This is a genomic window from Chryseobacterium sp. JUb7 (assembly GCF_024806495.1).
Lineage (GTDB): Bacteria > Bacteroidota > Bacteroidia > Flavobacteriales > Weeksellaceae > Chryseobacterium.
The window spans coordinates 65,358-78,238 of the sequence record NZ_JANUFF010000003.1; the positions used below are offsets into that span (position 1 = coordinate 65,358).

A 12,881-nucleotide genomic window follows, 5' to 3' on the forward strand; every position below is an offset into this window, starting at 1 on the left:
ACACGTGGCAATCAAATCAAAGATTCTAAACGTTTTTAGACTCATCTTCCCTTCAACACCTATCGAATTAGGCCTATTTTTCGCATTTCTTACAGCTTATGGAATTTTAGGATCATATATCGCAATCAATTATACCGTTATTTTTGACAGCAGAATACCTTGGGATGCTTATTTTAGTTTCGATAACAAATCAATAGTGATGTCCGGAGGAAGCTTTGAAAGACACCCTCTATCTTATTATTTCTTCAATTGGCTAAGAGAATTAGCCTTATTGGTTTCTAGTGGTAAAACCGATACAACTTTCAGATTAACACTCGCGTGGTTCAGCAATCTTGCAGTAAGCTTAAGTGTACTTCAAATTTTCAAATACTTAAAAAACATCATCAAGCTGCCTCTCCATATCAATTTGCTTTTGGTTGTTTTTTTTAGTTTTTTTTCAACCAGCATCCTACTCTCTTTTACTCCTGAAAATTTCACCTACACCCTATTTTTATTGACTTTATTTAACCATTATTCCGCTATAAAGATTCAAAAAGAACAGCAAATACCCGCTTTAGCATTAATTTTCGCTGGAGTTTCAGTTGGAGGTTTAACCGTGACAAATATTGTAAAAGTATTTATTCCTGTCGGTTTCCAGAAAGGCCTTTTCAAGAGCTGGAGAAAAATCGGTTACGCCATCTTTAGCATAATCCTTACCTGCATTTGCTTCATTGTTTTGTATTTAAACAGGATCAACTTCAAATACGAAAATATATTTAACAGAACCAATGAGCAATATGAAAAATTCTCCAATGTAAGATCAACTCCAATATGGGACGCTGTTTTATCCTATTTTTTTGGCGAAAATATTCTATTCTCAAACTTCATCATTCGTGACAAACACAACATGCAGGGGTTCCATTATAAAGGTCTAATTATGGACGTTTATTCTTCATTGGTTCCTTATGTATTTATATGTACTTTACTGCTACTTGTTTTGTGGAGTTATTTCAAAAATGTAAAGAATAAATTAGTTCAGATTTTGATGATTTCCTTTTCCATAGACATCATTATTCACTGCCTTTTAAAGTTCGGAATACACACTTCATACATTTACGGAGGACACTTTATTTTCGTTTATCCATTACTGTTGGGATGGCTTTTCTACTCTTACAAAAGGTCTTCAAACGCATTTTCATTTTTAACTATAACGATCACTTTTCTCTTCGCTTATTTAGCCATCAACAACATCATTAGAATGTCAGAATTTTTTGTTTTTTTAGACCAGAATTATCAATAAAAAAAGCTGAGAATTTTCACCCTCAGCCCTATACTTATTTATATCAAATATTATTATTTTGCTTCTGCGCAGAAAATTCTGTATTGCACCGCAATCGCAGATTTAAAATATTCTCTGATTCGCGAAAGATCAGCCGCGGCACTCTGTTTTGTAAAATAACTTCCTGCCAGAATTTTATAGTTAGGCCTTAAAGAAGCATCTGTTTCAACTTTTAAGCTTGGAAACCTTTTTCTAAAATACGATTTCACCTCATTGGCTTCCTCATTGCTTTTCACTGTAGTAATTTGAATCTTGAATCCTAAGATTCTTGGATTTTTTCTACAGATTTCAGCATTGGTAAGCTCTCTGCTGGGAACATATATTTTTGCAGGCCTCGTGTAGGTCTCCCCGTCACCACTGTCTCTTACCGATGTATTATTAGCCACTTTAGCACATTTGCCTTCAATATTTTCTAAAGCACTGTTCACCTTAGAATCCATGGTAATTACCAGCTCCGTACCATCCAACGTATCTCTTTTTACAACCTGCTGTGCTTCAGCAGTATAAAACCCTAGAAGAGACAATACCGAAAATATTTTGATCAATTTTCTCATTTAAACTTGTTTCCGCAAATTTATACAAATTAAAAAATTATACCAAACTGAGTTATTTAGAATAATTACAAATTAAACGTAAATGATATTTTCCCCTTTGCATATACCGTTAAATTCCTGTTAAAAATATTATTTTTGCGGAATTGATTGGTTCAATATTTTACTAACATAAGATAATTTAAATGATTAGTTGGAGAAAGCATTATAAACAAACGTTGATCGCGATAGGCTTATTGCTATCAACCAGTGCTTCAATTTACGGGCAAGACGGCGATCCTAAAAATGGTGAGAAACTTTTCAAAGCGAATTGTACTGCATGCCACGCGCTGGACAAACAAGTTGTAGGACCGCCTCTGAAAGGGGTTGTAGAACGAGTAAAGACAGAAGGTGGTGTAGACAAAGATTGGCTTCACAAGTGGATCAAGGACAACAAAGCTCTTAGGGCTTCTGGGGACAAATACGCCAATGAAATTTTCGAAAAGTTTAACAAGACTGAGATGCAGGTCTTTCCAAATCTTACCGATAAGGATATAGACGACATCTTGGCTTTTACGACTAATCCTCCGGCACCAGAACCGGAAAAAACAGCAGATACTGCGACTGCAACAGACGCTACAGCAGCGGCTGCACCAGCAGACAAGACAACGACAAGCGTTGTAATTATTTCACTTCTAGCGATTGCAGCCCTATTGGTTTGGATCTTAATTAAACTGAGACAATTGGTTAAATTAGGTCAATCTGAAGATTTAGCAGGGCTTAATGCAACAAGAGTGAAATCTTTCAGTGAAATCTATGAAAAATACCACTATGTAGGTAAAGGATTAATTGCAATCCTTGCGCTATTAGCAACTTATGGCGTTTGGAACTGGATCATGTGGATCGGGGTTTACAAAGGATATAAGCCTGAGCAGCCTATCTATTTCTCTCACAAAATCCACGCTGGAGAAAACAAAATTGACTGTCAATTGTGTCACTCTAGTGCTAAATACGGTAAGGTTTCTGAGATCCCTTCAATGAATGTTTGTATGAACTGTCACAAAGCTATTTCTGAATACAACGGAAAATACCTTGAGCCAGGAAAAGACAAAGCATTCTACGATGGAGAAATCCAGAAGATTTATGCGGCAACAGGTTGGGATCCTGCAAAAGCTCAGTATACAGGCAAAACACAGCCGGTAGAATGGACAAGAATCCACAACATGCCTGATTTCGTATATTTCAACCACTCACAACACGTAGTAGCAGGTGAACAGGCGATTATCAATTCTTTCAATAAAAAGAACCCAACAAACAAAATTGATGTTGTTTGTAAAGCTTGTCATGGAAAAATTGACACGATGAATGTTGTTCAGATGGCAAATGACTTCACTATGGGATGGTGTATCGAATGTCACAGAACTACAGAAGTTGATATGAACAACGGTTATAATAAAGAATACTTCAAGAATCTACATGACAAGCTTAAGAAGCAATACCCTAAAGATGGTGGTAAGATTACTGTAGATGCGATTGGAGGTCTTGAGTGTGGTAAATGTCATTATTAATAACTAAAAAATTAGAAGTATAAATGGCTTCAAACAAAATACAATTTAGAAGTATTCATGAACTTAAAGACCCGGCTTTAAACAATAAGCTGGCTCAAAAAGAGTTTCAGGAAGAAATTCCGGTAGAAGATTTCCTTGGAGATGCTGAACAAAACGGATCAAGTACTTCAAGAAGAGATTTCTTAAAGTTACTAGGATTCTCTACAGCTGCGGTAACGCTTGCTGCTTGTGAAGCTCCGGTAATTAAAACGATTCCTTACGTAGTAAAACCTCACGATATTATCCCTGGGGTTCCTAACTACTACGCTTCAACATATTTTGATGGTTTCGATTTCGCTAGCGTTTTAGTAAAAACCCGTGAAGGTAGACCTATCAAAATTGATCCGAACCCGGCAGCTGGTGATTTAGGTAAAACTAATGCCAGAGCTCAGGCAGCTGTACTTTCTCTTTATGATAATGATAAAGTAAAACAACCTAAGCTAGACGGTAAAGATGAAACTTTCGATAAAGTAGATGATTTCGTAATTAAAGGATTAACTGAAGCTAAGGCTGGAAACAAAAGAATTGTACTATTATCTCAATCTTTTGCTTCACCTACATTCAAAAAATTATTTGCTGAATTTAAAGCAAAATATCCTACAGCTGAATTAGTAACTTATGATGCTTTCCCTTACTCTGCAGCCTTAGATGCAGCTCAGGAAGTATTCGGAACAAGAGCATTACCGGTTTACGATCTTAAAGGAACTGAATTGGTAGTATCTTTCCAGGCAGATTTCTTAGGAGATTACAATGCTGCAAGCTTAGAAACATCTTATGCTACAGCAAGAACTCCGGGAGCAAGCATGTTGAGACACATTCAGGTGGAATCAAATATGTCTTTAACAGGTGCTAATGCCGACTCAAGATATAGATTAAAACCAAGTGCTGTAAACAAAACATTAGTTGAAGTTTATAACGCAATCGTAGGAGGTGCTGCTCCGGCTGATCAATCTGCAGCTGAAATCGTAAAAGAAATTCAGGCTAAAGGTAACAAAGCTGTTGTATTTGCTGACGGTTCTAAAGGAGCTCAGGTTTTAGCACACTTAATTAACCAAAAATTGGGATCTGTTGCTTTCACTGGTAAAGCAAACTTCTTAAAAGAATTTGACAAAGCAAGATATAATGAATTCTTAGGATGGGTAACTGCAGGACAGGTTGGTGTATTGATTACAAACAATGTAGATCCTATTTACTCTCACTATAAAGGTGCTGAATTCGAAAAAGCAATCAAAAACGTACCTTACGTAGTTGCTGTTGCTGATAAGAAAAATGCAATGTATAAAGCAGCGAAAGCTGTAATTCCTGTAGCTAACTGGCTAGAATCTTGGGGTGATATGGAACCTCAGACCGGAGTTTATACATTGATGCAGCCAACAATCCAGAAAATCTACAAGTCAAGACAGATCGAAGAATCTCTATTGGTTTGGAAAAATGGAAAAAATAACGCTGCTAATAACTATTATGATTATTTAAAAGCTAGTGCAGCTTCTATTTTAGGAGCTACATCTTTCAATAAAGCTTTATATAACGGTATCACTACTTCTAATAATGCTACAACGTTATCTTATGCAGGAGGAAATGGTGCTCAGGCTGCTGCGGAACTAAGTGGTTTCAAAGCTTCTGAATTAGAATTGGTACTATATACGAAGACTTCTATTGGTGACGGTACTCAGGCAAACAACCCTTGGTTGCAGGAATTACCGGATCCATTGACAAGAATGTCTTGGGATAACTACTTGACAATTTCTCCTAAAGATGCAGAGAAGTTTGAAATAGACAATGATCTTAATGCTAGAATGCAGTTGGATGGTTCTATTGTAAATCTTACTGTAAACGGAGTAAAAATAGAAAACGTTCCTGTATTTATTCAACCGGGACAAGCTGAAGGATCTGTAGGTCTTGCACTTGGTTATGGTAAGAAAAACTCAGGAGCTACAGCCGATACAGGTGTAAATGCTTATCCTCTATTTGATGGTTCTAACCTGGTTGTTTCCGGTGTTAAAATCGAGAAAACAGGAGAAGATCACGAATTTGCAGGTATCCAGCTTCAAAACACGTTAATGGGTCGTTATGAAATCGCGAAGGAAGTTCCTTTGGCTGAATTCATCAACGTAGCATTTGACGATGAGCACAAAGGATGGAACAAGCCTTTGGAATATCATACAATCAGCGGTGCATTGCCAGCAAGAAAAATTGATCTTTGGGATGCATTTGATGATACTGACGGACCTCACTTTAACTTATCAATCGACTTGAACTCATGTACTGGTTGTGGAGCATGTATCATTGCTTGTCAGGCAGAAAACAACGTTCCTGTTGTAGGTAAAGAGGAAATCAGAATGTCAAGAGATATGTATTGGTTAAGAATTGACCGTTACTATTCTTCAAGACAAAAAGTAGAAGTATACGAAGGATTAAAAGACGGATTGGCTGTTCCTGAATTGTATGGAACTGCTTTCGGTGACGGAGGTGCATTAAACCACCCTGCTGATAATCCGGATGTAATCTTCCAGCCGGTAATGTGTCAGCACTGTAACCACGCTCCTTGTGAAACTGTATGTCCGGTTGCGGCTACTTCACACGGTAAGCAAGGTCAAAACCACATGGCTTACAACAGATGTATCGGTACTAGATATTGTGCAAACAACTGTCCTTACAAAGTAAGACGTTTCAACTGGTTTACTTATAACCTGAATGACAAGTTCGATTTCAACATGAATAACGACCTTGGAAGAATGGTTCTAAATCCAGATGTAGTTGTAAGAACGAGAGGGGTAATGGAGAAATGTTCAATGTGTATCCAGGAAACTCAGGCTACAATCTTAGCTGCTAAGAGAGAAAACAGAAAAGTAACAGACAACGAATTCAAAAATTCTTGTGCTTGTGCTGCTGCTTGTTCTACCGGAGCAATGACGTTTGGAGACATGAATGACAAAGAATCTGAAGTGAGAGAATTGTATTCTAGCAACAGAAGATATTATTTACTTGAAGAGATCGGAACAAAACCAAATGTGTTCTATCACGCTAAAGTAAGAAACAGAGTAGAAAAATAAAGTTTAAATAATAAATAGGTAAAAAATGTCAGGACATTACGAAGCTCCGATAAGGGAACCTCTAATTATTGGTCACAAAACTTATCACGATATCACAGAAGATATTGCACGACCTATCGAAGAAAGAGCAGGTAAATTATGGTGGATTTCATTATATGCAGCCTTAGTTCTATTCCTCTATGGATTTGGGTGTATCGCTTATACTATCGGGACAGGTATTGGAGCATGGGGGCTTAACAGAACTATTAACTGGGGTTGGGATATTACCAACTTCGTATGGTGGGTAGGTATCGGTCACGCCGGAACACTTATCTCCGCAGTATTATTATTATTTAGACAGAGATGGAGAATGTCTGTAAACCGTTCAGCTGAGGCGATGACTATCTTCGCAGTTGTACAGGCGGCAATCTTCCCTGTAATCCACATGGGTAGAGTTTGGGTAGGTTATTGGGTATTCCCTTTACCAAACCAGTTCGGTTCTCTTTGGGGGAACTTCAACTCTCCTCTACTTTGGGACGTATTCGCGATCTCAACGTATTTCTCAGTATCAACTGTATTCTGGTTTATGGGATTGATCCCTGACTTTGCAATGATCAGAGATAGAGCAAAAACTCCTTGGACTAAGAAAATTTATACATTCCTGGCTTTCGGTTGGGGTGGTAAAGCAAAACACTGGCAGAGATTCGAAGAGCTTTCTTTGGTCCTTGCAGGTTTAGCAACTCCACTAGTATTCTCGGTACACACTACCGTATCTTTTGACTTCGCGACTTCAGTAATTAAAGGATGGCACTCTACGATCTATCCTCCTTACTTCGTTGCAGGAGCAATCTTCTCAGGATTCGCAATGGTACAGACACTATTGTTGATCGCTAGAAAAGTGTGTCACTTAGAAGACTATATTACAATGTATCATATCGAAATTATGAACATCGTAATCATCTTAACAGGTGGTATGGTAACCGTAGCTTATGCTACTGAATATTTCATCGGATGGTATTCTGGATCTAGATTTGAAGATTTTACTTATCTATCTCCGGGTGCTGCTGTTGGACCTTACTGGTGGGCTTTCTGGGCATTGATTAGTTGTAACTTGATTATTCCGGCATTGTTCTGGTTCAAGAGAGTAAGAACAAATATCATTGCAACATTTATTATTGCATTAATCATCAACATCGGTATGTGGTTTGAGCGTTTTGATATCATCGTTATCAACCTTTCTAGAGACTACTTACCTGGATCTTGGACAATGTTTAAGCCAACGATCATTGATGTGGGTGTATATTTAGGAACAATCGGATTCTTCTCTGTATTATTCTTACTATACGCAAGAACATTCCCTGTAATTGCACAGGCCGAATTAAAATCGATTTTGAAAATCTCAGGTGAAACTTATAAAGCAAAAGAAGGAGATGAGCACCACTAAAATTGTATACGGACTTTATGCTGACGACGACGATTTAATGAACGGCGTTAAGGCATTCAACGATAAAGGGATTGCGATAAACGAAGTTTATACTCCATTCCCGGTTCACGGACTAGATAAAGCTTTAGGGTTAAAGAAAACCAGAATTTCTGATGCTGCATTCATCTACGCTCTTTATGGAGTTACCATTGGTGCTACTGTAACTTGGTATGTGATGAATCATGACTGGCCTCAAAACATTGGTGGTAAACCTGCTTTTGACTGGGCACACAACATGCCGGCATTCGTAGTTCCAATGTTCGAATTAATGGTATTCTGTGCCGCTCACATGATGTCTTTGACTTTCTTGGTAAGAAATAAAATGTATCCTGGAGCACCAGCTCAGAACCCAGATCCTAGAACTACCGATGATAAATTCATGATGGAATTTGTAACTGAAGATGTAGAATCTGTAAAACAGTTGCTTATTGAAACTGGAGTTGAAGAAATAACTGTTAAAGACGCTTAAAATGAAAAAGAATGTATTAAAAATTACAGCAGTTTTAGGTTTAACAACAGTTTTACTTAATTCTTGCGGACCGAAAGAAAATACTCCGTTGGTTTATTTCCCTGATATGTACTTTCCAGTAGCTTATGATCCATTGATGAAAGCTCAAGATGCATATTCGGATCATGAAAACGAAATTCCTGCGTTTGTTAAAAATAATGGTGCAACAGGACTTTCTCCAGTAGAAGGAAGTGTCGCTCAAAATAAAGATGGTGTTTTTGAAGAAACACTACTTCCTAAAAATGTAGACGAATACAATGCAGGATATGACGCTTCTAAAAAAATGACAGCTTCTCCTTTAAATCCGGCTAATGCAGCAAAGGATATCGAAAGAGGAAAAATGTTATTTGATAAAACGTGTGCTGCTTGTCACGGAACAGGAGGAGATGGACAGGGACCAATCGTACAGAGTGGTGCATATAGCGGAGTTCCGAATTATGCTGACAGAGAAATTACTGTAGGATCTGTTCATTATGTATTAACAAACGGTAGAAACAACATGGGATCTTATGCAGGTCAATTGAATGCAGGAGATAGATGGAGAGTAGCAATGTATGTGATGAATGCTTTCAAAAAAGGAGCAGCAGCACCGGCAGCAGCTACAGCGACGGCAACAACTGAAACTACTACCGAAACTAAAAAATAAGAAAAGAAATGTATAGTTTTTCACCAAAATTAAAATCAACTTCTATAATACTTCTTGTTGTAGGTTTAGTTCTATTTGGTATTGGTTTCTTTTTAAACAAAGGAATTTCTACTGAAAAAATCGAACACATGATGGAAGCAGTACATGCTGCCGGTCATAATGCTCCTACACACTCGAGTGAAATGGTAGGTCCTCAGGATCACCAATCTCATTTAGAGCATGCAACGTTACAAGTTCACAATCAACCGTTGGCATCTCTACACTTTGTGGCTGTATTTTTCTTTGGAATTAGTTGTGCTGTATTGTTTTTTTACTGTATTCAGCACGCTGCACACGCAGGTTGGCCAATTATTATTACAAGAGTAATGGAGGCTATTGCTTCTTATATTCCATACGGAGGAGCTATATTAGTTATCTTAATGCTTTTAAATATCTTCCACCAAGGTCACCTTTTCCATTGGATGGATCCGGATTTGACAGACCCTAACTCTGCTCATTTCGATGTGATCTTATTCGAAAAGAAAAGATTCCTGAACATTCCTTTCTACGCGATCAGAACGATCATTTATGTAGTGGGAGCATCTTTCTTCGCTTGGAAGCTTAAAGCTCAATCTAAGAAAGTAGATGAAACTAAGTCTAAAGTAGAGTATCAAATGCTTTACAGATGGGCAGTAGGATATATCGCATTCTTCGGATTTGCTTCTGCAGCTTGGGCTTGGGACTGGTTGATGTCTATTGACCCTCACTGGTATTCTACAATGTATATCTGGTATTCAATGGTTAGCTGCCTTTCAAGTGGTATTGCGGTAATCATCCTTTTAAGTGTTTACTTAAAGAAAAATGGATTCTTACCTCAGTTCAATGATAATCACTTGCATGATTTAGGAGTATTCCTTTTTGCTACAAGTATGCTTTGGACATATACATGGTTTGCTCAGTTTATGTTATACTGGTATGCCAACGTACCGGAAGAGGTTAACTACTTCTTCGGAAGATTCCAACACTATGGTACAACATTCTTACCAATGCTGATCGTAAACTTCTTATTACCTTTATTGGTATTAGTAAGTAGCAGCATCAAGAGAAACTACAAAGTTGTTACGACAATGGCGGTAGTTGTAATCCTTGGACACCTTTTAGATTACTTCAACATGGTAATGCCAGGAACAGTAGGACCATACTGGAACACTCCTGAAGTATTCGTATTAATATTAGGTGCTGTTTTATTCATCGTTGGATTATTTATGTTTACAGTGCTTACAGCATTATCTAAACTTAAACTTATTCCTACAGGTAACCCTTACCTACACGAATCTGAAATTTATGAGTATCCTTTCTAAGGACTTGTAACAAAATAAAATTGTAAAAGACTGATTAGTAAAATAATCAGTCTTTTTTTATGGCTATACCTCAAATTCTGAAAACGAGGCAACCTTTTCAGAAATGACAGGTCTTAGTATTGTAGAATCACTTAAATAAAGTATTATGAAAAGAAATTACTTAGTCTACCTTCTCTTTATTCTTGCTGTTCAGCTATTCAATGGGCAGTCCATTACTTTTATTTCAGAAAACAGTGGAAAGCCTTTACCCAAAGTTTCCGTATTTGGAAAAGACGGGAGTATTTTAGCCTATTCAGATATTGATGGGAAAATAGATAAGAAAGTAATAATTCCTGAGCAGGAAAAATTTCAGCTTATTTATGACAACTACCCTATCGCAACTTTATCTTATACCGATTTTAATAATGGCATTGTTAAACTAAATGATGTTGTAAAGGAAATCGAAACCATTGTTCTCAAAAATGGAAAACCCACAAAATACATTTTTGTAAAAGGAAACTTTAATGCATATGTAACCGTCAACAACAAATTAAATTGCTATGCCGACGGAATCGTAACTTATATTTTCGATAACAAAACAAAGAAACTTAAAAACACTTATGTAGAACAATATCGAATGTTTAGATTGGAAGATCCTAAAAACGAAAGAAAACAGACCTCTTCATGGGATTATGATTCTTCACTGGAAATTCCGAATATTAAAGATGTAGGAAATATTCTGGATTATAAAACAAAAAAGAATACCGTAATCAAAGAATTAAAGGGTTCTCAAAAAGACCAGATGGAAATTAGCGGCGAAGCATTACAGAAAAAAGAATTCGCTTTCTTAGGATATCGTTTTTTTGACGCAAAAAGTATCCTTAATGTTTCTTATGAAAAAGATTCGAAAAAGACCTTGAAAGATTTTGTAGAGTTTAACGAAATATCATTTTTGAAACTAAAACATAAAAGTGAACCGGATTATAACCAGCTAATACTTTATACCAACTTTTACCCTGCCGAACTTAATTTCAGCAATGAAAAAGATATTGAAAAAGTAAAATTCAGTACCGGTAACAGCAACTACAAAACAAACTATTGGGAGGATGCCTCGTTTCCAAATATGCAGAAAGTCTTCAGCTCATTTTTTAAAGATGATTTGAAAGAACAACAAAATAAAAAATAAAACTCTCTATTAATAAAGGTTTTATTAAATTTGTAGCAAATCATTAAAAATGAAAAAGTTTTCTTTTCTACTCGTTTTCAGCTTATTGCTTTTTACAGCATGTAAGAAAGACCACGTAGATGCAACGAATACTCAAACACTACAGTCAAGTATCAATGATATGACTTCCAGCCTCACTACAATTAAACAGATTAAGTTTAATGAGGCTCTTTATATTCTTAAAACTTTTGGCGTAGAAGCAGACGGCGATGTTGCAGAATTAAAAGCTCTTGGTCAGCTGATTAACGGTAAAAAAGTTCCTGAAGTTTTGGCACTGGCCGATCAGGTAGCACAGAAAAACGGGATCGAATGGGCAAGTACAGCGCCTCCTTCATTAGGAGAAATGAATATCTTTGGTGATGATAAAGCAAAAGAAAGTGATCCAAATGATGTTAAGGCAAGCTCATTAAGCATCATGACAAAACCTACCGGAGACGATGGATCCGGTGCAGCAACAGCTATTCAGATTGTACCAAGACTTGTGGATGCCGCAGGAAACCCGGTTTCATTTACAGGTGCTGGTCTGGAAGCTACTCTTGAAGTTTTCAGCAATGGTGTAAAGCTTGCAACGGCCAAAAACCTAATGCAGGATAATAATTTTAAAGGTTTTAATTTAAAATTCTCATCAATCCCTGCTGCAAAAGTAGTTGATAATAAAATTGACATCACTGTTTCTGTAAAAACAACAGCAAAAACGTTCAAAATGTCTAAGATCGGTTTAGATGTAAACCCTTCTGCACTGAAAGTTCCTGCTCCACCAAAAGTAGATTCTACATCTGTAAACCAGAATCCGGCAGTGATTGATCCAAATAATACTGGAACTACAACACCTGCAGATCCAAATGCAACTCCAAATACACCAGCGACAACTGCTCCGGCAACTCCAAAACAGCCGACTGCAGATCCAAAAAATACGGTGTCAAGCTTTTTAAATAATGTAAGCTCTCAGAATCTTAAAGCAGCTTATAATGCATCGAGCAATCCAAGCTGGGGAAGTTATGAATCTTTCTCAAACCCTAATTCAGGTTTTGGTTCTGTAAAAAATGTAAGTGTAAAAAATCTTACCACCAATGCTACCAACCCTAATGTAGCAAGTGTAAATGCAACTTATGACGTTACTGATAAAAGTGGAAAAACAACCTCTCTGAAAGTAACTTTCGGTCTTAAAAATGTAAATGGTGACTGGAAAATTTCCAGCTACAAAATCAATTAA

10 protein-coding genes are annotated in these 12,881 nt (G+C 37.0%); 9 read left to right on the forward strand and 1 reads right to left on the reverse strand.

Features of this window, described 5'->3' with window-relative positions:
- Window positions 1–4 precede the first annotated feature (4 nt).
- Window positions 5–1,279, forward strand: coding sequence for a DUF6080 domain-containing protein (locus M2373_RS07115; RefSeq protein ID WP_259109015.1), 1,275 nt, complete (start codon window positions 5–7; stop codon window positions 1,277–1,279).
- 53 nt (window positions 1,280–1,332) lie between these two features.
- Here M2373_RS07115 and M2373_RS07120 read toward each other — a convergent pair whose 3' ends face one another.
- The gene (locus M2373_RS07120; RefSeq protein WP_259109016.1) at window positions 1,333–1,872 is read right to left on the reverse strand and encodes an SPOR domain-containing protein; all 540 of its coding nucleotides are present in this window, start codon (window positions 1,870–1,872) and stop codon (window positions 1,333–1,335) included.
- A gap of 182 nt (window positions 1,873–2,054) precedes the next feature.
- On the opposite strand from M2373_RS07120, the gene M2373_RS07125 reads away from it, so the two are divergent.
- The 8 genes from M2373_RS07125 to M2373_RS07160 all read left to right on the forward strand — a co-directional run bounded on the left by M2373_RS07125 (window position 2,055) and on the right by M2373_RS07160 (window position 12,881).
- The gene (locus tag M2373_RS07125; RefSeq protein ID WP_259109018.1) at window positions 2,055–3,416 is read left to right on the forward strand and encodes a c-type cytochrome; all 1,362 of its coding nucleotides are present in this window, start codon (window positions 2,055–2,057) and stop codon (window positions 3,414–3,416) included.
- Between the two features lie 23 nt (window positions 3,417–3,439).
- Window positions 3,440–6,508, forward strand: coding sequence for a TAT-variant-translocated molybdopterin oxidoreductase (locus tag M2373_RS07130; RefSeq protein ID WP_259109020.1), 3,069 nt, complete (start codon window positions 3,440–3,442; stop codon window positions 6,506–6,508).
- 25 nt (window positions 6,509–6,533) lie between these two features.
- Complete coding sequence (gene nrfD / locus M2373_RS07135; RefSeq protein WP_259109023.1) at window positions 6,534–7,931, forward strand: NrfD/PsrC family molybdoenzyme membrane anchor subunit; 1,398 nt, start codon at window positions 6,534–6,536, stop codon at window positions 7,929–7,931.
- A complete protein-coding gene (locus tag M2373_RS07140; protein ID WP_233110498.1) occupies window positions 7,918–8,439 on the forward strand; it encodes a DUF3341 domain-containing protein in 522 nt (173 codons plus the stop codon). Before nrfD ends, M2373_RS07140 begins: the two co-directional genes overlap by 14 nt.
- A gap of 1 nt (window position 8,440) precedes the next feature.
- On the forward strand, window positions 8,441–9,124 hold the full coding sequence (locus tag M2373_RS07145; RefSeq protein WP_259109026.1) for a cytochrome c: 684 nt from the start codon (window positions 8,441–8,443) through the stop codon (window positions 9,122–9,124).
- An 8-nt stretch (window positions 9,125–9,132) separates the two neighbouring features.
- The gene (locus M2373_RS07150; protein WP_259109028.1) at window positions 9,133–10,464 is read left to right on the forward strand and encodes a quinol:cytochrome C oxidoreductase; all 1,332 of its coding nucleotides are present in this window, start codon (window positions 9,133–9,135) and stop codon (window positions 10,462–10,464) included.
- Between the two features lie 145 nt (window positions 10,465–10,609).
- Window positions 10,610–11,629 (forward strand): hypothetical protein, encoded by a 1,020-nt coding sequence (locus M2373_RS07155; RefSeq protein WP_259109031.1) that lies wholly within the window; start codon window positions 10,610–10,612, stop codon window positions 11,627–11,629.
- 49 nt (window positions 11,630–11,678) lie between these two features.
- A complete protein-coding gene (locus M2373_RS07160; RefSeq protein WP_259109034.1) occupies window positions 11,679–12,881 on the forward strand; it encodes a hypothetical protein in 1,203 nt (400 codons plus the stop codon).